Raw genomic sequence first — 22,102 nt, forward strand, 5'->3', positions numbered from 1 at the left:
TCTTGATTTTCAACAATTCACAGATATGAAACGTTTCCTAAAACCGCATTGGATTTTTTGGCTCATTACCCTTCCGCAACTTTTACTCATCACGCTGTATTTTTTTTCCTATCAAATTATAGGCAGCCTTTTGTCGGCTGAAAATCTGCAATATTGGTATCTTTTTGGTGGAATGTTGCTGACTGCATGTAGCCTAAATACGGTTTATGCACTCATACAAATGAAACGCAATCAATCAGTTCACGCTTTGTTTGGCTTGTTTCTGTTGGTGATGTATATTCCATATCTCTACTTTTTTGGGTGGTGTTCGGAAGACATTATTCCCAGAAGTGTGCCGAGATGGATGATGTTTGGTGACGACTTATTGCTCTATGTATTTACTTTTCTAATACCTGCTTTAGCTTATGGAGTGTTTTTGATTGTCTTAGGTATAACACCTGATAAAAAAGCAGTTCGACCGTGGACTGATTTTTTGATGGCAGTAGCGATACCTGCAATTTGGTATTTAATCTTCAATGTGCTGAGTTTTTTGAGGCATCATGGCCCTTCTCGCCAAATCTTTGAGCATTTGTTGGCGGTGATGTTGATTAGTGGAACGGTTGTATTTTTTGTTTTTTTGATACGAGGAGTCTATATCGTATTTTTGAAAAACTCAATTGTCAATTCCTCTATTCGCTTGTTTTTGAAGGTATTGATAGTCATTATTTTCCCGTTAATGGGTTTGGCATTGAACAATGGCCTTTGGGGGACTCAGATGTATGTTCAGTTTATCTTTGGTGATTTTAGTCATCCTATGTTTTATATTCTTGCTTTGGTAAACGGTATCTTGTTGTGTCTGCCCAAGCCACAAAGTCTTAGGAATCAATTATTCTTGTTTACGGCACGCTCTATCACTTTCAGCTATATCGTTTATTTCTTTTTGGTTTTCTTGCCCTATTTGCCGTTATCCATTCCTGCAATCATTGTAGTCGGAGCAGGTTTTTTGATGCTGACACCTTTATTGGTTTTCATCGTACAAGCCCAAACATTAACGATTGATTATCAATTTCTGCAAAAATATTTTAATACTAAGTTGCTTGCCGCACTTTTTGTACTATCGGTATTGAGTTTGCCGATGCTATTGATAGCCTCTTATCACGATGATCGACAAGAATTACACAAAGCATTGGACTATGTATATGCGCCTGATTTTGAAGAAAAAACTGAAATTGATGGAAATATCATTGCCAAAATGATTCTCCATGTTCGGGAAAATAAAGAAAACAATCGTTTTTGGGGACAATCCCACCAGCCCTATTTGACCAATTTTTACCAATGGTTTGTATTGGACAATCAAACCCTTTCTGACCGAAAACTCAACCTTTTGGAAGGTATTTTTACGGGTGAAGAAACGGCCGTTGCTTCTTCCTTCAATGATTACCAATTGGAGGAGAGGAATGTAGGAGTATCAATTGATAGTTTGCATACCACTTCAACTTACCACGAAGAAGAAGACTATTGGACTAGTTGGGTACATTTTGACATCACCAATTGCAGCAATCGACAAGACGAATTTCGGACTTCTTTTGAATTACCGATAGGGGCTTGGGTCAGTGACTATTACCTTGTAGTGGAGAATGAAAAAAAGTATGGCATTTTAGCAGAAAAAAAAGCGGCGATGTGGGTGTATCAGCAAATTGTGAATACCCGTCGTGATCCAGGTATTTTGTATTATTTAAAGGGCAATGAACTGGCATTTAGGGTTTTCCCAATGAATATAGGCGAAACAAGACATACTGGTTTTGAATTGATACACAAAGAACCCATTGTCTTGAACATTGAAGAAAAGACATTGACTTTGGGGTATTCTGCAATGCAAAATACTTTGAAATCAAAAGTAAAATTGTTTGACGACCAAATTATTTATCTACCTGCTGCTGTAAAAGCGGATTTACCCAAAGTGACACGCCGTCCAGTATATCATTTTTTATTAGATTGTTCGGTGGGTAAAGCGGAAAATGTGAGTACATATAGTGAAACAATTCACCAATTTTTGAAGAAAAACGACATCCCTTTTTCAGATGTGCGTCTTTTGCCGACCAATTACCAAACGCAAATATTTGACTATGAACCCAACTGGGAGCAAAAACTAAAAAATGTTGATTTTGAAGGTGGTTTTTTTGTAGAACGGGCTATGCAGTCTGTTTTATGGCGACACCATCAAACCCCAAGCGATACTTATCCGGTTTTTGTACTGGTCACGCCCAATATGAACAAAGCCATTTTTACGGGTAAATTAACTGATTTTCAATTCATGCTTCCTGAATACAGTCGTTTTGTTTGTCTGCAATTTTCTGAAAATGAAGAAATTGAAGTGAGTGGACATTATTTGTGGGGAAATCCACATTTACCCATCGGCGACTTCAATGAGTCGCAAATTTCGGAAGTGACGGTATTGGCTTATCCAGATGCAGAAAACCCAGTGTCATACATTGCAGACAATCAAGAAGCAAGTATTGTAGTGAAAAAAGATGTGGCTAATGTTTTGATTACAAGAGAATTGGATAGAAAAAATTGGGACAATGCTTTGGCTTTGCAGGCACTTCATCAAGATTACATACTGCATACCGAGAATCAAGATGCAAAGTGGTTGTCTTTGGTACAGCAAAGTTTTCGTACACATATTATGTCACCTTTTACCTCGTTTATGGTAGTAGAAAACGAAGCACAGGAGGCTGCTTTGATGGAGAAACAACGCCAAGTGCTGAATGCCAAAGCCTCTTTGGATACAATTGAAGAAGATATGAAGCCGATGTCGGAACCTGTTTGGTGGGTTTTGTTACTCTTTGCAGGCTTGTTGGTCAGTATAAGGCGTTTAAACTTTGGACGAGAGAGAAAAGAAGCAAAAAGCAAGAATTTAATTTAATGATAACCAATTACTTGTGCTTTATCTATTTCTGAATTAAGGTTGTGATTATCAATTCTTTACATCTCACTTCTTACTTCCTTCGTCCAAAGTCCAAAAGGCGATTGTATCAATGAAAATTAAAATCGAAATTAAATGAAAAATCTACCTATATGTTTAACGCTGCTACTCCTTTTTTCTTTTTTTTGTTTTTCTTTTACCCTTCGCAAGGTAGAGGTATTTAGCCCCACAGTTCCACTAAAGGCTGTATTGTATGTTCAAAAGTATCAGTTGGTTGCAGTGGAAGAAATGCACCGAATGGGGATTCCTGCAAGTATCAAACTGGCGCAAGGAATGTTGGAATCGAACTATGGCGAAAGTAAATTGGCGCAAAAAGCCTATAATCATTTTGGACTGAAATGTAAGGAGGATTGGACAGGCGCAAGCATGGAATACACAGATGATGAAACAAATGAATGTTTCCGTGCGTATTACAGTGATTTTGAATCTTTTCACGACCATTCCAATTTTTTGCGTTACCATTATCGAGCTTTTTACGACGATCTTTTCGATTCTAAATCAAAAGATTATGCAGTATGGGCAAAAGGACTGGAAAAAGGGGGGTACGCTAATAACCCAAATTATGCGAATTCTTTGATCAACATTGTGGAACGGTATGAATTGCAGCGATTGGATAAATTGACTGTAAATGAAGCGATTAACTACAATCATGTCTTTCCATTGAAAATAGAAAGGGATAGTTTGCTGCTTTTTGATTGGCTGAAAGGAAGTTCGAGTGAAACGATTTCACAGGAATAAATGAGCTTAATAGGCGTGGTTCTTATTCATCGGATTTTTGGAGGCGTTCCAGAGGTGTTACAATTATTTTTTATACTTGCGCTTGTTTTCAACGATAGCTTATTCAGCATCCTGATTTTCAAATATTCCATATCTTTAAGCATAAACTTCAAAAGTCACCACTAAAATCTTGATGAACCTAAAAATCAATCAACAGCCATGTCCAATATCTACGTTTTGCAGCTTCAAGAGCATTTTGCCCCTCATACAAATCCTTATAACGCACCTGCAATGTCGAAGTATATGCGGAATTTGTTTCCCTATTTAGGCATCAAATCACCACAACGCAATGCGTTATTTCGCTCATTTATTGCTACAAATGGGCTACCCGAATACAGTCAATTGGCGGAAATAGTAAAAGAACTATGGGAATTACCTGAGCGTGAATTTCAATACATTGCCATTGATTTGGTTGGGAAATGGGTCAAAAAACTGCAAGTTGAAGATATTAGACTTGTACGGATTTGATTATGATAGAGTTATGTGAAAAGTGATTTGTTGTGTGCAATTATTTTCCTCTTGAAAAACATTTGTTATAATCAAAATATAGGACTCTTTTTCAAAACATTTGTTTATGAGTGTTTTAAGCATAAAATAATAAATCATTAAATATTTTCAATAATTTATTATTCACTGATTATCGAGCCGAACAAGTCTATTGAACTGTTGGAGTTTATGATTGTCCATAAATCTTGGTGGGATAGTGTGGATACAACTGCAAAATGGGTGGGTGTGTTCTTCAAAAAATATCCAACAATGACCAAACCCGTCACAAAACGCTGGATAACATCGGATAATATGTGGCTGCAAAGAATGGCAATCATTTTTCAGCTGGCGTATAAAAAAGATACCGATGTTGATCTATTGTTTGAATATGTGTTGCGAAAATCGGATTCAAAGGAGTTTTTCATTCAAAAAGCGATTGGCTGGGCTTTGCGGCAATATGCGAAAACGGATGCAAATGCTGTATGGAGATTTGTAGATGTAACCGATTTAGCACCTTTGAGTAGGAGGGAGGCTTTGAAGCATTTTTCGAAAAAGTAGAAAAAAACATAAAATTGTCATTATAACGTAAAATTAAATAAACATGATCGTTTTCTCTGTGTTTCAATCGTTTGTTTGATATATCTGGCTTAATTTTTGTTGTGTAAATAGTCAAGTGTGGTTTCCAACTGGCTAAATTTGACATCTTTCCCTAACATTTTTTGACGTAGTACCGTACAATCAACTGCAAGCACGTTAAAATATAAAGAACAAATTAAAGCCCCAAAATCATGAAACATTTCATCATCACTATCACACTATTTTTTGCCAGCATCACTCTATTCGCTCAAAATGGAAACAACACAACTACTAATTTAGACGAGCAAACAAAGCAAGAGACTACAACAAAAACTGCTGCTCAAGAGGAAGTAAAACCAGCGGTAGAAAAAGAAGAAATGAGCATTTTTGACAACAACATTCTGGCTCCAGAGTTGATTGCTAACGCAGATAAAAACAAAAAAGATAAATAAATTTCACCCAGATTTCAAATACAATAAAATTCATCCCATTTTCAGATACAAAACTAATCCTGAGTTCAAATACAGAAAGCGTTCACCCAGATTTCAAATACAATAAAATTCATCCCATTTTCAGATACAAAACTAATCCTGAGTTCAAATACAGAAAGCGTTCACCCAGATTTCAAATACAATAGAATTCATCCCATTTTCAGATACAAAACTAATCCTGAGTTCAAATACAGAAAGCGTTCACCCAGATTTCAAATACAATAGAATTCATCCCATTTTTAGATACAAAACTAATCCTGAGTTCAAATACAGAAAGCGTTCACCCAGATTTCAAATACAATAGAATTCATCCCATTTTTAGATACAAAACTAATCCTGAGTTCAAATACAGTACAATAGAATTCATCCCATTTTTAGATACAAAACTAATCCTGAGTTCAAATACAGAAAGCGTTCACCCAGATTTCAAATACAAACCTAAGCCGTATCAACAGTCTAATGTCTGATAGGGCTTTTTTTTTAAGTAGAAGGTAGGTATTCATGATCATGACGGTAACAAAGTTTTTGCACAATGAAACATAAGCATTTAAGAACGCCGGCTAAATAAATTTTCCCTATAGACTTCCAAATTTATTCTCAATAGCGAATTATTCTTGATATCAAGTTCTTTTCAAAGTACACTGAGTTTGTCAAAGAACCGCTTATTTTATCTTATTCTACAGATTGAAAAATCTACTTTTGAAACATACCTTGATTTAAAAAAAAGCAGAATTTGAAGGGAAATCATTAAAAATGTCATTTAAATGTAAAAATAAAATTTTTAAACCTTTTGTTTTGTTGTTCAGTCAATTACTTCAAAAAAATGGCTTGATTCTTGATGATAGTATAGTCAAGAATGACTATCAACGGACTAAATTTGACATCTTTTCCTAACATTTTTTGGTGCAGCACCGTATACTCAAATGCAAGCACATTAAAAATATAAAGAACAAATTAAAGCCCCAAGCCATGAGACATTTCATCATTACTATCACAATGATTTTTGCCAGTATCACCCTATTCGCTCAAAACGGAAACGATTTAGTGGCATCTAACAATGCAGACGAACAAAAAAAAGAGCAGACAACGGTTGAAGTCGCAGCTCAAAAAGAAGTGAAACCAGCAGTAGAAAAAGAGGAACTGAGCATTTTTGACAACAACATTTTAAGTCCAGAAGCGATTGCAAATGTGGATAAAAACAAAAAAGATAAATAAATTTCACCCAGATTTCAGATACAAAACTAATCCTGAGTTCAAATACAGAAAGCGTTCACCCAGATTTCAGATACAAAACTAATCCTGAGTTCAAATACAGAAAGCGTTCACCCAGATTTCAGATACAAAACTAATCCTGAGTTCAAATACAGAAAGCGTTCACCCAGATTTCAGATACAATAGAATTCATCCCATTTTAGATACAGAGATTAATCCTGAATTTCAAGTACAAAGCGTTGCCCATTTTAAATACAAACAAACCAAAGCCGTATCAACAGTCTAATGTCTGATAGGGCTTTTTGGTTTTTATGAAATTACAGAAGCTTTTTACAAAAAAAAAGGCGGTAATGCTTCTAAACATTACCACCTTTCGGATTATTGTATTGCAGCATCAATGCACTGTTCTGAACGACTTATCCCAACGAATCCACTCCGACCAAGTGCCATTTGATTCAGTAGAAAGCCACACGAAAACAGGCTTACCGACAATGTGATCCTCAGGCACAAAACCCCAATAGCGAGAGTCCAAAGAATGATGGCGGTTGTCACCCATCATAAAATAATAATTCATCTTAAACTCATAATCCTCTATTGGACTGCCATTCATATACGCCTGACCATTCTCAAATTTGTAAGACGGATTGTTTTCATACACCTTAATCGCCTTATCATAGAGTGTATGATTTTCAGGGGTAATTTTCACCTTCCCGCCTGCTTTAGGGAGATAAATCGGACCATAATTGTCACGATTCCAGTTTTTGGTCGTGTCATTGCCAAATATTCGTCCTTCAATAATTCGACCTTTAGGGTGAATTATTTTTTCGATATCTACCACAATCTTCATTTTCTTCAATTCCTCAGCAGCTTTATCAGTGAGGTGCATCGCATAAATGCCCGAATTACTACCGTCTGACTGTATCTCTCTGATGCCCAATTCTTTTTTGACCCTTTTGCTCAATCCTGCTGGACTGTCCAACACCACTCGATACATAAACTGTGACCTTTCAGGACGCTCCAACAAACTACCGTTGATATAGACCTCCCCATCCACAATCTTCAAGGAATCGCCTGCAATCGCCACGCAGCGTTTTACATAATTTGTACGCTTATCCACAGGATGATCTTGTGAGCCACCAGGATCGTCACCTGGATAGTTAAACACTACGATATTGTTGTTGGTCAGTGTAGAAATGCCTGGCAAACGGTAGTAAGGAAGACTTACCGCTTCAGTATAGGATTGCATCCCAAAAATAGAATTGTGAACATAAGGTAGTGCCACAGGAGTCATCGGCACACGAGGGCCATAATGAATCTTGCTCACAAACAATTTATCTCCTACGAGCATTTCCGATTCCATCGAAGAAGTAGGAATGGCGTAAGATTGAAGTAAAAAAATGTTGATAAGCGGCACAATCACCAAAGCAATAATCAACAATTCAATGATTTCCCGTTTGGTTGATTTCGGTTTTCTCACTTTGGCATCCTCCGCAGAGGTATTTCCATTGGTTTGTTCAGTCATTTGTTGGAATATATGTTTTGTTTAGGAACTTCAAAATTACGTAAAATGTTCCTATCAAACTGTTAAAAAGCGTCAAATATCTTCCACATAGACTGCAATCTCAGAAACATTGGCATTACCAGAGTGAAACCTTAGCTGCAATGTCGCAGTAGTCGCCTTTACGATATGTGTTTTCCACACATTGAAGTTCGCTAAATTGTCGGTAAACAAAGGCTGCCATTCACCATTCTGCATGGCCGAAACCGTACAATCTCCCTTTCCGTTCATATCTCGCAAATAAATTTTGGTCAAATTGTAGGGTTTTCCCAAATTCACAACCACATCAACAGGATAGGTATCTGGCGCAAAACCCGCATGAAAAACCGTCGTCGGACTTCCTCCATTACCAAAACTCACTTCCCCCACCAAATTTTGTTCGTCCACCAACAACTGAGCATCGCCCTTTTTTGAAGCATTGCTCACCATTGAAGGAGTCAATACCAACCGTCTATCCAATTGATAATCTTTGGGTAAATCATCTTTATTTGAAGCCAAAACAATCACAGGCCTTTCGCTTACATTCACCGTCACCTGCCCCAGTTTATCCATCTGCAATGTTTTCTCCGTTCCGTCCCTATCTCCATGTTGCAACTCCACCAGATCCACAAAACGTTCCTCTTTTTGAAGTTGCAAAGAAAAATCCGCAACCGTTGTCCCATCACTCGTAGGACACCAAAGCAAGTATGCCGCTTTTGAAGGTTCGCTTTGATGCTGGAAACGATAGACCATCACCCTTGCATCGCCGCTTTTTATTTCTCTTTCAAAGGCCATGTTCTTCAAACGGTTTTTGAGTGTATAAACATAAAACCAAGATGTTTTGGCTTGATAATTCGTCTGTTTACTGCTCACCAAACCCGAAGTCTGAAACTGAACGGCACTGTTTTCGTCCACATCCCTAAGCATATACATCGCCGCCCGGTCAATCCCCGCTGCTGCAATTGCCAAATAAGAACGTACCAACCATTGCGCCTGTACTTCCTCTTGCGAAAAATTGGCGATTTTTGGCGCACGTTGAGGTGATTGAGGATGCGTATCGTAACCAAATTCTGTAATCCACATCTCTTTATCTGCAAAAAAACGATTGCGATAGGCCACCAAACGTTCCATCCTTTCCTTCAATTTGTCCGCTTCAGGGCTGACTCCAATGGAGTTTTTGTGGAATTGTCCGCCTTTGTCGTTGCTATAATGGTGAACATTGATAACATCAAAAGGCAATTCACCCTTTCGATTTTTGTCTGCCCAATCCTTCAATGCTTCAATGTGTTTCAATTCCGCAGTCGTAGTGCCGCTCATGACCATTTTCATGTTGGCATCCGCATTTTTTAGTCCCATGGTTTTTCCCAATTTGCCTTGATGGGCATCGTAGTCCGCACTGGCCATTGCAGCATATTCAGCTGGCTCAAAAAACACCTTTCTGTCCTTCCACCAAGCATCATATTCGTTCCAGTTTTCGAGATAACGAATGTATCCCAAACCTGTCAATCGTTCTTGATCAGCCCTCAATTTCAATGACTTATCCGTAAGGCGATTGCCGCCATACCTTGCTGCAAATTGAAATAGGTAATCAGCATGTTCGGTATAAGCTGATGGATTTTCAGCATCTTCATTTTCTGCAATGGGTTTGCTCATCAACTCATAGTAATTAGACGGCAACAACCACGGTACATTCCCCTGCAACACGGGGCTGATGGTGATGCCGAGTTGGTGAAGATTGTGGTAAAAGAGGTCAAAATTCCATTCAACTGCTCCTGGATTCCATGCAATTTTGTTGTTTGGAAAACCTTGATAATCTTTCTGGTGATTGCCTTCGTCCCAAACCCATGAATGGTATTCCCTCACAAAACCTACTGCTTCCATTCTACCGATTGGATCGTCTATAAATGCGTTCATTCCAATGAGTTGGTTCATTGGTGTGCCTTTTCTTTGAATGAGAATGATTGAAGTATCTATTGGCGAAGCAGTGTCTATTGTAGCGGGAAGAGGAGGGCTTATTTTGGCGAAAAAAGAGCTTTCTTTGAATTGTTGGCAACTGGTCAAAAAACACAAGCACAACAATACATACTTTGACCAAATACAAAGGGGAAGTGAAAAATATGGCGTTTTCAAATCATTGGTTTTGAGCGTGAAAAATAATAATTAGTAAAACTCAAAAAACAAATTCAGACTCAAGTTTAATGACTTATTGCAGTAAAATTCAATCAATTTTGAAATCAGAAACGTAATTTTGAAGTGATACTTAAGCATCGAATAGGAGTAGAGTTATCATTGTTTTCGCTGCAAAAAATAAGCCATTTATGGTCAATTAGCACACAAATTTATAGTGGAAATCTACAGTTGCTCTTTAATTTTCATGCATATTTTTGATGTTTCTCCACCTCTCAAAATCTTCAAACACACTTTTTTACCCGCCTTTCGGTTGATACGGCCATATATTTCTCCAATATTGGAGTCGAGTGTATTAAAGTTGTTTACAGATAACAAGATGTCGCCTACAGCTACACCTGCTTCCTTAGCAGGAGAACCTTCTCGCACATGATTGATAACATATTCTTTGTAATTAGGTCCTTGAGCCACTAACTCTATACCGCTGATATTGTAAGTGAAAGGTTTTTTGAAATCGGCATTTTTACGGAGAATGATACGGCTGTTGCCATAGTCAAAAGTCACAGAGAAACGCTTTAAAATAGCTGCACCCAGATTGCCCTGCCAAGCACCGGGATTGCTCACCATTTTTAGAGACTCAGCTTCGGGATAGGCTGCAACAACATCTTCAAAATAAAACTCTCCAATCTTAAAACCTTTGATACGTCCCAGTCTTCCAAAAATGTTGCCACTCAAACCCTGACCCAAATAAGCATCAATGGTTTTGACAGGCATTTGCACATCTCCATGCCACAACGAAACTGCTTGGCTTGCGCCAGTATCAATCAGCAAGCGTGTTTTTTCAGTGCCATTTTCAGCTACCACCATCGTTTCAATATATGGTTTGGTGAGTTCGATTTGAATGGGAATAACGGTACTACCTTTTGGAGTACTGTATTTATTGGGTTTGTGTAAACGAATGTAACTGTTGTAATAATCTATTTCAATGACAAATTGTTTGAACATTTCGTAGCCAATAATGCCATAGACGGGTTGCCCAAACATTGAAGAAAAAGAAATGGTGTTTTCAGGAAGAACGACCATACTCATGCCTTTTCCTTCAATTCCTCCTGGAAGAGAGATGTCTAAGTTGGAGGCTACAGATGCTTCAATTGCATTGCCTTCACCTAACCCGATGATATTTATTTTTCGAGTTTTTCCCAATGATAAAAATTGAGCAAGTGCAGGTTCTGTGAAAATCGTAGTTTTAACACCTGTATCTAAGATGAAATTCATTTCAGCCGAATGATTGATGCGAATAGGGATTAAAATGAGGTTGTGATAGGTTTTGATGGGAATTTTGACAGATCTACCTTTCTCGGTAAATCGGAAGCCAATATGTTGGTCTGCATCTGTTTTAGAAGTAGGTGTTTGAGCATTGTTGACAGTAGTATAGGAAGCCAATAGGATTCCGATAGAATAACAAAATATTGTGTATATAATTTTTTTCATAAACACCTTTTTTTATGTAGAATGAAGAAGGAAATGAATTTTTTACTAAAATATTAGTATAATCCAACGAATATTGAACAATTTTGCAGACAGTGAAGTTGTGTCCGATTTTTATTTTATTTTAATTTAACAATTTAGTTCTATGCAAATCCTAAAAGCAACTATCTTACATTTAGATGATTTAGTGCCTATGTTTGATGATTATCGTCAATCATATAGAATGTCCTCCAATATCAAGGCTGGCAACCAATTTTTGACAGAAAGACTTCAAAAACAGGATTCCGAGATTTACATTGCTGTTGCAGATACCAATGAAATCGCTGGGTTTATTCAACTATATCCTTTGTTTTCTTCATTGCGAATGAGAAAGGTTTGGATATTGAATGATCTATATGTTAAAGTAGCTTTTAGGGGGGAAGGGGTTGCACGTAAGTTGGTTGCACGTGCAAAGGAGTTGTCTGTTTATTCACGTTCGGCAGGTCTTTTGGTAGAAACACAAAAGACAAATGAGGTAGCTAACAGCATGTATCCTAGATTGGGTTTTCAAATGTACCGTTCTTTTAATTCTTATTTTTGGGAAAATAAATTAGCCAGTAAGGAAATAGAACAACTCAATATTTAATTGCAGTAGCGTGGCGAAAATTTCTTGATAGTTAGAGAAATATGCTTCTGAATAGTGCTTTATAAATATTTATTTTATTTAATGTTATTGTTTTACACAACATTCTTTTGGCTTTCCCCATTTTTAAAGGAGTAAACTATTTGGACTTTGGACGAAGGAAGTAGGAAGCAAGATGTGAGATATATAAAATCGATAATTAAAATTTTTAATCATTGATTATCAATTAATTAAATACCTATTTCTTGTGTCTTTGTCCATACATCCAAAGTCTAAAAACTATAGGGTTCTTGAAGAAGACCAATAGAACTCAAAAAAGATATCATTGCCCATAACGATTTCTTTTAATGGGCAAGCTATCCTCTCTCCATTGTTTTTGGCTCAAAATATGTATTATTTTTGTTGGTAAAAGCCCACAAATACTCACCTTTATATTCCATCCTTTAACATAACTCTGTGCGAAATCTACCCGTCAATTTCCAAAAAATGTTTATTTTGGAGGTAAATACTACAAACTCAAAACCCCAAAATTAAGATTGCTTTCAGTTTTACACTTACACAAAACCCAAAAAAATGAAACATTTCTCGTTGAGACTAATAGTATCTTTATTGATTTTTGCAAGCCTATTCAGTATTTCTGCTTACTGGTTTTATCCAATTTCCAACAAAATTAGTGATTGTAAACAAGACACTTATGAAAAAGAGAATCCTGTTTTTGCTGATAATTCGTTGGCACGAATAGATTTGTTCATGTCGGTAACAGATTTGGAGCTAATATTTGAAGATCTCACCAGTAATAAAGAATATCCTGCAATGTTTGTTTATAGCAAAGACGATACAAGAGATACGGTTCGTAGGGTTGGCTTCAAATTGGAAGGAATGAGTGCTTCTAACCGCAATATCACCAAGAAATCCTTTGAAGTAGTTTTCAATAGTTTTAACAAAGGAAGTAACTTTTATGGTTTGAACCGGTTGAAACTGAGAGGGCAACAAAAGGATCCCACCATGATGCGTGCAAAATTGGCAGCGGATTTATTTAATGAAATGAATGTTGCTACTCCAAAGGCGAATCATGTTCAAGTTTATATCAATGGAGCGTATTATGGTCTTTATCTGAATGTAGAATCGGTAGATGAACGGTTTTTGGCGGATAATTTTGGTAGTAAAAACGGGAATTTATATGAGGCTAGTGCGAATGCGAGTTTGGGTTATTTAGGCGTTGAAGCTAATCGCTACAAAACAGTGCAAGATGGCAAACGGGTTTATCGTTTGAAAACCAACGCAAGCAGAGATGACTATAGTGATTTGGCTAATTTTATCAATCGACTTCATTTAAGTTCTGATGAAGAATTTCAAGAAACGATTGAAAGGGTATTTGATGTAGATATGTTTTTAAGGACAATGGTGGTGGATATTTTTATTGGTAATTGGGAAGGATATTCTTACAATATAGGAAATTACTATTTATACCACAATCCAAGAACAGATAAGTTTGAATACATTCCTCATCAGTTTGAAAATACTTTTGGCATTGATGAATTTTCTGAAGATTGGGCAATTAGGAATATGTATGCTTGGACTCCCAAAGATAAGTTTGTGCCATTACATGAACGGATTTTGAAAGTACCTGATTTTCACAATCGATTTTCGTATTATATGAGTAAACTGGTGAAAAAATATGCAAATCCTGCTTCTTTAGGAGCAGCGATTGATTGTAGAAAATCAATGATTCAAGAGGCTGCAAAATTGGATCAATACCGAACTGAAGATTATGGCTATACCTTGCAAAAATTCAATGCTTCGTATGACAAGGCATTGGAGGGGCATGTCAAATATGGATTGAAGGAATATATCGAAAAACGCTACAATAGTATTGTAGAACAGTTGGATTTGGTGAACATTAACCCGATTGTGTTTGATGCTTATTATGACCCTGCCCGTCCTCGAAACACGGAGTCACTTACAATACTGAGCGTTATTGAAGATGAGGCCAAAGAAAAACCAACTGTTGCACTTCATTATAAATGCAACAATGCAAGTTGGCAAATATTGGAGATGCATGACAATGGTCAAAGTAATGATAAAGAAGCGAATGATGATATTTTTGCGACAAGTTTTATGCCAGAGCCAAATGCTCGAACTGTAGAATATTATATTGAAGCTGTAGATGTTACAGGTTTGATAAGTCGCTTTCCTGAGGATGGAACGAAAACTATTCAAATGCGGATTGGGCCTAAATTGTATATAAATGAATGGATGGCTAGCAATGATTCAGTAGTCGCAAATCCCGCAGGCGGATATGGGTCTTGGATAGAAATCTACAATGGTGATGAGAAATCGATATGGTTGGGCGATTTTTTTCTTACCAACGATTTCCGAAATACTCGAAAGTGGACTTTGCCTTCTCAAACATTGATGCCTAATGAGTTTATGATGGTATGGATGGATGGAAAAACGAGTGAAGGGTCAGACCATGCGCCATTCGATTTTGACCCCAATCTCAAACAAGTGGGAATATTCGGGCCTTCATCTTTGAATTATGCAGTGATTGACACACTTTCTTTCAAAGAAGTATTATCCAATGCGTCCTATGGATTTAGAGAAGATGGAAAAGGAAAGCAAACGATTTTGAATCGAAGTACTCCAGGGTATCCCAATCGTTTATCAACTGTTTCGAACTACATAGGGCTTGTCAAAAGCGTAAAAATTGACACTATTTATCCCAATCCTTTTACCGATATTGCTACCTTTGGATTTAGTACAGAAAAACCAATTTTTGTAAAAGCAACTATTTACAATATAAAAGGTGAACGAATAGTAGATTTGACCAAACGCCAATACTCTAAGGGTAGCCATAAAATAGCCTGGAGTATATCAGAAACGCAGAAAGAATCAGGAGTTCGCACGTTTGTTTTGGTTTTGTTTGTTAAAGATGAACTGGGGAATGAATTTTCACCTACTATGGAAAGGTTTTATTGGTCGGGAGATTAGATTCTCTTGAAAATGAACTTTCTGATTTTCATAGATTAATAAAAATTGAAGATAAGCCTCACACCTTATACAACATTCTATATGATTGGTGTGTTAAAAAAATATTACAGCAATTTTTTTAATTAGTTAAAACCATGCAAGGTAAAAGAGAACAGGCTCAAAAAATTATTTCAAAACATACCTATATTGCTATTGGAACTGGATTGATTCCTATTCCTGTGATAGATATAGCAGTTTTGAGTGTGGTACAGGCTAATATGATTAGCGAATTATGTGATGCTTATAGGGTTTCTTATGAAAAATCCATAGACAAGGTGCTGTTTACTTCTGTTGCAGGAGGGGCAATGCCCAAATTGGCGGCCTCTTTTGTGAAGGCAATCCCTGGAATAGGTACATTGATAGGTGGTCTTGTTCGGGCGGGTTTTTCTGCAGCAAGCACTTATGCGATTGGAGAAGTTTTTGTGCGCCATTTTGAAGAAGGCGGGAATATGCAAAACTTCAACTTTTACCTTTTTCAAGATTTCTACCACGAAGTGTTGGAAAAAGGGATGGCCTATGTCGAGGAAACCCGCAAAAAATCAAATGGCGGTGATTACAAAATGTATGAAATCAACAATGAGGTGACTGAAGAACTTAAGCGTCTCAATGAATTACTCGACAAAGGCGAAATCACAGAAGAAGAGTTCAGCCATCTCACCGATCAATTGTTGGATTCTTTGTAATATATAATGTATAAATTATTGAAGGGTTTGGTAAAGAAGAAGCGAATGGAAAAAGCGACATAATGCTTCTTCGACCAAGCCCTTTTGATTTTAATCAGTAAATCCTGATTTAGACGACTTTTGTAGTTTCATTTAAAAATATATCAGAAGTAAGAAAGTCGACTCCCCATCAAACTGAAAACTACAAAAGTCTTTATGTCATACAAGTAACTTGTATTATGGGAGTTGCTTAGTGTTCCAAAAACTCGAACTTCAAAGCATCACAGGTTTTCATATCCGAACTCAAACCCACTTTTCGTTCTTTTCCTCCATCATATATCTGCAAAGCTGCTGTATTAGGGGGTCGAGTGCCTTCGTTGTGGGCATATAAAATTAGGTAGTTGTCTGCGTTTTTCTTGACTTCTACATTGATTTTCATTTTCTTTTTCTTCAATGGATATTCTCTCAACAACCATTCGCCATTGAAGTAAAGCGAAATGGTATCACCATCTATTTCTTCTGAATCCCATACCGAAATTTCGATTTGTTCTCGTCTCACAAAACTTCTCTTACCTGTTGTCACCTTTCTTTGGCCTAGCGAATCGGGAATATTGCGGTGTGTATAGGTCAACTTCAATTCGTCTAAGTCCAATTTTTTGGGAATGTCTGTATTTTTACTCGTAATCTTTGAAGGTGTAGGGGTACTGATAGGAGGAATAGGAATATCAGGAACAATAGAGGTAACTGGAAAATCGGTTGAATCTTGCTTTTCTTCTTCCATAGTCAATTCAGGCTCATGGATTTCACGATAATCCCACGTCATCACCTGAGCATCTGTACCCGCTGTTGCAACCTGCTTGCTATCGGGTCGAAAATCCAAACTCAATACAGCACCTGTATGTCCTTCCAATTCGCCCACTATGGATAACGTAGGCACATCCCACAGTTGAATTTTACCTGCTTTTGAATCTGTTCCACCTACGACCAAGTATTTTCCGTCATTAGAAAAGGCAAGTTCTGTTTTACCCGTTTTCTTATTGACCTGTACACTTTTTAGTTGCTTACCGCTGGCAACTTCCCATATTGTCAACAAACCATTGTCGCACATACAAGCAAGTAATTGATTGTCACGACTAAAATCGCTTGAAACTACATTGCCATTGCAGGGTTTGAGTTCTCGCTCCAGTTTTTTGGTGTTCCAATCCAATATCTTCACACTGTTGAAACTGCCTATTGCTACTTTTCTATCTTCATTGGCAAAAGTGAAACTACTCATATGTTCTTTTTGAGTATTGGCAGAGGCGATTACCCCGCCTTTGAAAATATCAGTTTGATACAACTGCCCGTCAGAACTGCCATAGAACAAAGTATTTGGGCTAATTGTACTAAAATGTGCAAAAATAAAATAAGGTTTATCGTTTGGATTGGTCGGTCTCGGTTTGGCGGAAGTAGTAAAAATAGCTTTTTGTTCTTTGATATTCCAAATTTTCAAAGTGCCATCTTGACTTGTACTGACTAAAAAATCATTGCTGCTATGTATTTCAATATCTGTAATGGGTGAATCATGACCCTTCAATATTTTTGGAATCGTACGTGCAAGGGTATGTCGAACATAGGTCAGATAACGCACTGTTATTTTACCTTTTTCTGTACCCGCAGCCATGATCTTGCCATCCGAATTGTAACGTACACAGGTGGCTGCACCTTCATTAGGACCCGCAGTATGGGATTTGCCTTGGTCAAAAATTTGAGCAGAGAGGGTACTGCTACTCACTAAAGCGAAAATTGCGAGCAGTCTAAATATAAACGTAAAATGTATTTTTATCATAGTTTGCAAAGATAAGGAAAATTTGAAACTGAAAATGAAGATAGATAGATATATTGTTTTCTGATTGTCTAATGAATTTGTTTTGAAGGATATACAAACGGTATTTCTGATAAATCCTTTGACAATACATTCAGAAATAGGTTTAGTGAAAGCCACACAATTCAAATAAAACCCCCAAAGTGTGAAACACTTCGGGGGACAAAACTAACTATGAAAACAATTTACCTTAGTACGACCAAAGGTATTTCATTTTTTGAAGTAAATTCTTCATTGTAGGGCAGCTATAAAACGGCTGTATTCATCATTTTATTTTCAAAGTCACGTCAATTTTCACTATTATTCAAGCGTACACTCTTATTTCTCAACAAATGATCTGCAATGACCAAAGCCGCCATTGCTTCCACAATCGGTACTGCACGAGGCACGACACAAGGATCGTGTCGTCCTTTTCCTGTCACTGTCACTGCATTCCCCGACTTATCCACTGAGTCTTGCGCCCGAACAATCGTTGCCACAGGCTTGAAAGCCACCCGAAAATAAATGTCCATACCGTTGGAAATCCCCCCTTGAATTCCACCTGAATGATTGGTTTTAGTCACTGTTTTTCCGTCCACTACTTCAAAAACATCGTTGTGTTGTGAACCCCGCATTTCAACTCCTTCAAAACCAGAACCATACTCAAAACCTTTTGCAGCATTGATGCCCATCATTGCCTTTGCCAAATCTGCGTGAAGTTTGTCAAAAACAGGCGCACCCAACCCCGTGGGCATTCCTTCAATTACCGCACTGACCACTCCTCCAACCGTATCGCCTTCCTTGCGAACTTGCTTGATGAAATCCTCCATTTTCACCGCCATTGCAGCATCCGCACAGCGAACAGGATTGGCTTCAATTTGATTGAAATCCAATTCTTTGTACGATTTTTCAAGCTTCAATGCACCCACTTGCGACACATAGCCTGTTACTTGAATTCCATATTCTTTCAATAATAACTTTGCCACCGCACCAGCCGCAACCCTTGCAGCCGTTTCCCTTGCCGATGAACGGCCACCACCCCGATAGTCCCGAAAGCCGTATTTTTCATCGTAGGTAAAATCAGCATGAGAAGGACGGTATTTATCCATGATATGACTGTAATCCTTTGAGCGTTGGTCTTCGTTGCGGATAACCATACAAATCGGTGTACCCGTTGCTTTTCCTTCAAAAACTCCCGACAACAGTTCAAATTCATCCCCTTCCTTGCGTTGGGTCACAATCTTCGACTGCCCGGGCCGCCGACGAGATAACTCACTCTGAATAAAACCCATATCTATCTTCAATCCCGCAGGACATCCGTCAATGATCACCCCTAAGCCCACACCATGCGATTCTCCAAATGTGCTGATGCGAAACAATGTACCAAAACTATTTCCTGCCATTTTATACCTTATCTTTTGTTGATAACCACTGTAAAAGTCCTAATCAATTCGATTATTTCCAAGAGAATCCTTCAATTCTTGTTAAATTTGAACCTTAGTTGAGCGATTTTACTAAATTTGAAATCGAACAAATTCAACTTTACTATACTTTTAGGTTGGAGTTTGTAGTTTGAATCTTAAGTTTTCACCCCTTTACCAAAATGGAAATTCCCATTGAAGTAAAAAACGCAAAGTTTTTTTGCTTTTATTTTCATTTCTATTTTCATGACTTATGAAATTATTGCGTTACTTACATACCTTTTACGCCGTTCTCATCTTTGGCATATTTGCCCTTTTTGCCATCCCTATTTACTTCATTGGATTTGGTTTGTTTGGCCAAAAAGCTGCATCTACGGTTATGGGCTACAATCGTTTTTGGGTGCGAACATGGGGCTTTTTAACGGGAATTCGCTACCGTTCGGTCAATGAAGAGTATGTCGATTCCGAAAAAGCTTATGTGTATATTGCCAATCATAGAGCCATTGCCGATATTTTTGTTGTAGCTGCTGTTGTACCAGGTGTTTTTCATCCATTGATGAAAGCGGAAGGAGGGAAGTATCCAATTATGGGTTATTTGTTCAAACAGTTTTGTGTGATGGTGGATAGAAAAAGTATGGAAAGTCGTCAGCGAAGCCTATTGCAGCTTAAAGAAAGGGTGAAAAGAGGTAATTCTATTTTGGTATTTCCCGAAGGAACCCGCAATAGGTCCAATGAAATTCTCCTCAATCCTTTTTATGCGGGTGCATTTCGTATCGCTATTGACCTCCAAATCCCTGTTGTTCCGATTACCTTTCTTGGTACAAGAGATGTTTTTCCCAACAATCATTTTCTCATACATCCCGCTACGATTACCTGTGTTTTTGGCAAACCGATCGAAACAAAAGGGCTGCAATCTAAAGATACTGAACGATTGAAGAAAGAGAGTTTTGAGGTAATTGAAGGGGTTTTGTTGGAGAACCGAGGAGTTCTTTCCAAACCATCAAGTTTTTGAGTATTCAACAGCCATACCAAACAGAGTAGGTTGAGGGGGTAAAGGGTGTTGGATAATTGTTGTATTTGTTTCTTTGGAATAAGAAAAAGCAGCAAGTAAAAAAATAATTAAGGTTTATGTGTATCAGAATGATTTTTAGAGTGTATTGGGGGTTCAATCAAAAAATGTAAAATTTCCCCAATTTCATTATTAAATAATCAACAATAGTATCTGTTACGAATAAGTCATAGAAAAAAAATATAAAAACATGCAGCATGGTTTTTGTTAAAAAAATATTTCTAATCAATTAACTCTCAACATCTACCACAACAAAATTAGTAACATCACCCCTTCTAACAAAAAAAAAGGAGCAGCCCCCGTTGTTCTGAAACAAAACGGTCAACTCCTTGATTTTACGTCCTTATGACCTTCACCCCTCCACCTTCAAAAACCGCACCTTATCCACCACACGACCATCTTCCTTCCATACACACCAATAAGACCCAATTTCTAAATCCGCCAAATCCAACACCTGCCGCTCTTGAAATGCCCTCAACGAATATCCCTGATAAGTTTCTAATCCTGAAGATCCGTATGAGTCGAGAGGTTCACGTACGGTTCTGTGAGAGGGTAGGGAACTGTTTTAGTCAGTTCCTCGCTCTACTCGACTTCTTTTTTCAATTCATTTATTTTTTTTCATAGCTCGATTTTCTGTTTGCGTTGGCTGCTATGCTCTTTGGCTATTTTTGCTTTGCGGGTTGGCTTTGAGCGAATAGACAATGTGCATAGCATTGCGGAGGTTCATTTTAGTTATTTAATTCTTTCTTTTTTTTCTCTATATACAAAATCACGTCTTTAATTACCAATTTATGAATGGCAGAAATTACGGTCTCCATAGTTCCATAGTCAGGTTTTCCGTCTTTTACTGGAAGCGAAATATCTAATGCGTCAGCGTCTTTTGCGTAGAAGTTTCTACCGTAGTTAAATTGTCCGTTGTATGATGATTTGTGAATTGCAGAAGTCACAAAAACAGATGCGTATTTTGGCAGTTTGTCCGTATGTACGACTGCAATATGGTCGTCTCCGCCATATTTGAAGTTTCTATACTTGGCTGAACCAAACATATCAATGGTTATGGTATTCGCTGAAAAAACTTTAACGTCATTTCCAATAAATGCAGAAACTCCTTCGTCAGTTTCTCCTGCCGTGATAAAAGGTAAAGTTCCTGTAACTCTGTCGGCACTTTTTAATCGTCTTCCACGAGTTGATTTACCAAATAAGTTTTCAAGATTGAAAATGTTCCAATCGAGTTTTTCAAAGTTTTCTAATGCTTGTTTCTCTTGTTCAGTTAGTTGATAATCGTTAAGCCCATTATTGAGTAAGTAATTTTCTAATTGGTTTATTCGATTACTTTCAATCTCTGCCAATAGACTCTCAATAATATCAAAGTCTATTTTTTTATTGCTTAAAATAGGTAGTGTTACTTTTTGATTTTTGATTACATCAACACTATAGCTTGAGCTTCCCCAAGAAAATGAAATAAAGGATTTCATCATCGCTGCAATAAAAAATTGGGCATTCTTTTTACCGAACCTTTTTTCTTTTGGCTTTAAAATTTTGATTTTATCCCCTGTGAAGTAAGGTTTTTCTTGGTAAAACATTGTAGCAGTATCTTGACCAAATGATATTGTATTGCCTTCATTTAAAAATTTTGGGTCTTCATTGATAAAGCCTTTCTGTCCATTATTTGAACCCATTCTAACTACATATGGATAAGTGCCAAGTTGATGAACTTCCACCTTATTAGCATCAAATCTCTTTTTGTACGTGTTAATTGAAAAAAGGTCTCCTATCGTAAATTCACCCCACTTGAT

The 22,102-nt window shown here is 37.4% G+C and carries 17 protein-coding genes; 10 read left to right on the forward strand and 7 right to left on the reverse strand.

From position 1 onward, the window contains the following. Positions 1-25 precede the first annotated feature (25 nt). The 6 genes from R3E32_26515 to R3E32_26540 all read left to right on the forward strand — a co-directional run bounded on the left by R3E32_26515 (position 26) and on the right by R3E32_26540 (position 6,510). Positions 26-2,905, forward strand: a complete 2,880-nt coding sequence (locus tag R3E32_26515) for an MSEP-CTERM sorting domain-containing protein (GenBank protein MEZ4888310.1) — start codon at positions 26-28, stop codon at positions 2,903-2,905. Between the two features lie 135 nt (positions 2,906-3,040). Then, a complete protein-coding gene (locus R3E32_26520; protein ID MEZ4888311.1) occupies positions 3,041-3,703 on the forward strand; it encodes a glucosaminidase domain-containing protein in 663 nt (220 codons plus the stop codon). A gap of 198 nt (positions 3,704-3,901) precedes the next feature. Then, on the forward strand, positions 3,902-4,210 hold the full coding sequence (locus R3E32_26525; protein MEZ4888312.1) for a DNA alkylation repair protein: 309 nt from the start codon (positions 3,902-3,904) through the stop codon (positions 4,208-4,210). 198 nt (positions 4,211-4,408) lie between these two features. Then, on the forward strand, positions 4,409-4,786 hold the full coding sequence (locus R3E32_26530; GenBank protein MEZ4888313.1) for a DNA alkylation repair protein: 378 nt from the start codon (positions 4,409-4,411) through the stop codon (positions 4,784-4,786). A gap of 230 nt (positions 4,787-5,016) precedes the next feature. Further along, the gene (locus tag R3E32_26535) at positions 5,017-5,256 is read left to right on the forward strand and encodes a hypothetical protein (GenBank protein ID MEZ4888314.1); all 240 of its coding nucleotides are present in this window, start codon (positions 5,017-5,019) and stop codon (positions 5,254-5,256) included. Positions 5,257-6,264: 1,008 nt separating this feature from the next. Further along, positions 6,265-6,510 (forward strand): hypothetical protein, encoded by a 246-nt coding sequence (locus R3E32_26540; GenBank protein MEZ4888315.1) that lies wholly within the window; start codon positions 6,265-6,267, stop codon positions 6,508-6,510. Positions 6,511-6,901: 391 nt separating this feature from the next. Here the strand turns inward: R3E32_26540 and lepB are convergent, their stop codons facing one another. The 3 genes from lepB to R3E32_26555 form a co-directional block, all read right to left on the reverse strand. Further along, positions 6,902-8,029, reverse strand: coding sequence for a signal peptidase I (gene lepB, locus R3E32_26545; protein ID MEZ4888316.1), 1,128 nt, complete (start codon positions 8,027-8,029; stop codon positions 6,902-6,904). A gap of 72 nt (positions 8,030-8,101) precedes the next feature. Then, positions 8,102-10,174 (reverse strand): hypothetical protein, encoded by a 2,073-nt coding sequence (locus tag R3E32_26550; GenBank protein MEZ4888317.1) that lies wholly within the window; start codon positions 10,172-10,174, stop codon positions 8,102-8,104. A 222-nt stretch (positions 10,175-10,396) separates the two neighbouring features. Continuing rightward, positions 10,397-11,662 (reverse strand): aspartyl protease family protein, encoded by a 1,266-nt coding sequence (locus tag R3E32_26555; protein ID MEZ4888318.1) that lies wholly within the window; start codon positions 11,660-11,662, stop codon positions 10,397-10,399. A 142-nt stretch (positions 11,663-11,804) separates the two neighbouring features. Here R3E32_26555 and R3E32_26560 point away from each other — a divergent pair, with 142 nt between their 5' ends. The 3 genes from R3E32_26560 to R3E32_26570 all read left to right on the forward strand — a co-directional run bounded on the left by R3E32_26560 (position 11,805) and on the right by R3E32_26570 (position 15,994). Beyond that, complete coding sequence (locus R3E32_26560; GenBank protein MEZ4888319.1) at positions 11,805-12,284, forward strand: GNAT family N-acetyltransferase; 480 nt, start codon at positions 11,805-11,807, stop codon at positions 12,282-12,284. 570 nt (positions 12,285-12,854) lie between these two features. Next, positions 12,855-15,272 carry a CotH kinase family protein gene (locus R3E32_26565; protein MEZ4888320.1) on the forward strand — a complete coding sequence of 806 codons (2,418 nt, stop codon included), beginning with the start codon at positions 12,855-12,857 and terminating at the stop codon, positions 15,270-15,272. A gap of 134 nt (positions 15,273-15,406) precedes the next feature. Further along, positions 15,407-15,994: a DUF697 domain-containing protein gene (locus tag R3E32_26570; GenBank protein MEZ4888321.1), complete on the forward strand. Its 588-nt coding sequence runs from the start codon at positions 15,407-15,409 to the stop codon at positions 15,992-15,994. 229 nt (positions 15,995-16,223) lie between these two features. Here R3E32_26570 and R3E32_26575 read toward each other — a convergent pair whose 3' ends face one another. Both R3E32_26575 and aroC read right to left on the reverse strand, forming a co-directional pair. Then, positions 16,224-17,801: a hypothetical protein gene (locus R3E32_26575; protein ID MEZ4888322.1), complete on the reverse strand. Its 1,578-nt coding sequence runs from the start codon at positions 17,799-17,801 to the stop codon at positions 16,224-16,226. A gap of 323 nt (positions 17,802-18,124) precedes the next feature. Continuing rightward, positions 18,125-19,219 (reverse strand): chorismate synthase, encoded by a 1,095-nt coding sequence (aroC, locus tag R3E32_26580; protein ID MEZ4888323.1) that lies wholly within the window; start codon positions 19,217-19,219, stop codon positions 18,125-18,127. A 271-nt stretch (positions 19,220-19,490) separates the two neighbouring features. Between aroC and R3E32_26585 the strand changes: the two genes are divergently transcribed. Beyond that, a complete protein-coding gene (locus R3E32_26585; protein ID MEZ4888324.1) occupies positions 19,491-20,249 on the forward strand; it encodes a lysophospholipid acyltransferase family protein in 759 nt (252 codons plus the stop codon). 409 nt (positions 20,250-20,658) lie between these two features. Here R3E32_26585 and R3E32_26590 read toward each other — a convergent pair whose 3' ends face one another. Continuing rightward, entirely contained in the window at positions 20,659-20,784 is a 126-nt protein-coding gene (locus R3E32_26590) for a hypothetical protein (GenBank protein ID MEZ4888325.1), read from the reverse strand. Between the two features lie 250 nt (positions 20,785-21,034). Next, on the reverse strand, positions 21,035-22,102 hold the full coding sequence (locus R3E32_26595; protein ID MEZ4888326.1) for a restriction endonuclease subunit S: 1,068 nt from the start codon (positions 22,100-22,102) through the stop codon (positions 21,035-21,037).

The sequence above is a fragment of the Chitinophagales bacterium genome (assembly GCA_041392475.1).
Taxonomy (GTDB): domain Bacteria; phylum Bacteroidota; class Bacteroidia; order Chitinophagales; family UBA2359; genus JAUHXA01.

Excerpts from the sequence above, each read along its gene's own strand:
- R3E32_26515 (MEZ4888310.1), top strand. The coding sequence starts at position 26 with ATGAAACGTTTCCTAAAACCGCATTGGATTTTTTGGCTCATTACCCTT.
- R3E32_26520 (MEZ4888311.1), top strand. The coding sequence starts at position 3,041 with ATGAAAAATCTACCTATATGTTTAACGCTGCTACTCCTTTTTTCTTTT.
- R3E32_26525 (MEZ4888312.1), top strand. The coding sequence starts at position 3,902 with ATGTCCAATATCTACGTTTTGCAGCTTCAAGAGCATTTTGCCCCTCAT.
- R3E32_26535 (MEZ4888314.1), top strand. The coding sequence starts at position 5,017 with ATGAAACATTTCATCATCACTATCACACTATTTTTTGCCAGCATCACT.
- R3E32_26540 (MEZ4888315.1), top strand. The coding sequence starts at position 6,265 with ATGAGACATTTCATCATTACTATCACAATGATTTTTGCCAGTATCACC.
- lepB (MEZ4888316.1), bottom strand. The coding sequence starts at position 8,029 with ATGACTGAACAAACCAATGGAAATACCTCTGCGGAGGATGCCAAAGTG.
- R3E32_26555 (MEZ4888318.1), bottom strand. The coding sequence starts at position 11,662 with ATGAAAAAAATTATATACACAATATTTTGTTATTCTATCGGAATCCTA.
- R3E32_26560 (MEZ4888319.1), top strand. The coding sequence starts at position 11,805 with ATGCAAATCCTAAAAGCAACTATCTTACATTTAGATGATTTAGTGCCT.
- R3E32_26565 (MEZ4888320.1), top strand. The coding sequence starts at position 12,855 with ATGAAACATTTCTCGTTGAGACTAATAGTATCTTTATTGATTTTTGCA.
- R3E32_26570 (MEZ4888321.1), top strand. The coding sequence starts at position 15,407 with ATGCAAGGTAAAAGAGAACAGGCTCAAAAAATTATTTCAAAACATACC.
- R3E32_26575 (MEZ4888322.1), bottom strand. The coding sequence starts at position 17,801 with ATGATAAAAATACATTTTACGTTTATATTTAGACTGCTCGCAATTTTC.
- aroC (MEZ4888323.1), bottom strand. The coding sequence starts at position 19,219 with ATGGCAGGAAATAGTTTTGGTACATTGTTTCGCATCAGCACATTTGGA.
- R3E32_26585 (MEZ4888324.1), top strand. The coding sequence starts at position 19,491 with ATGAAATTATTGCGTTACTTACATACCTTTTACGCCGTTCTCATCTTT.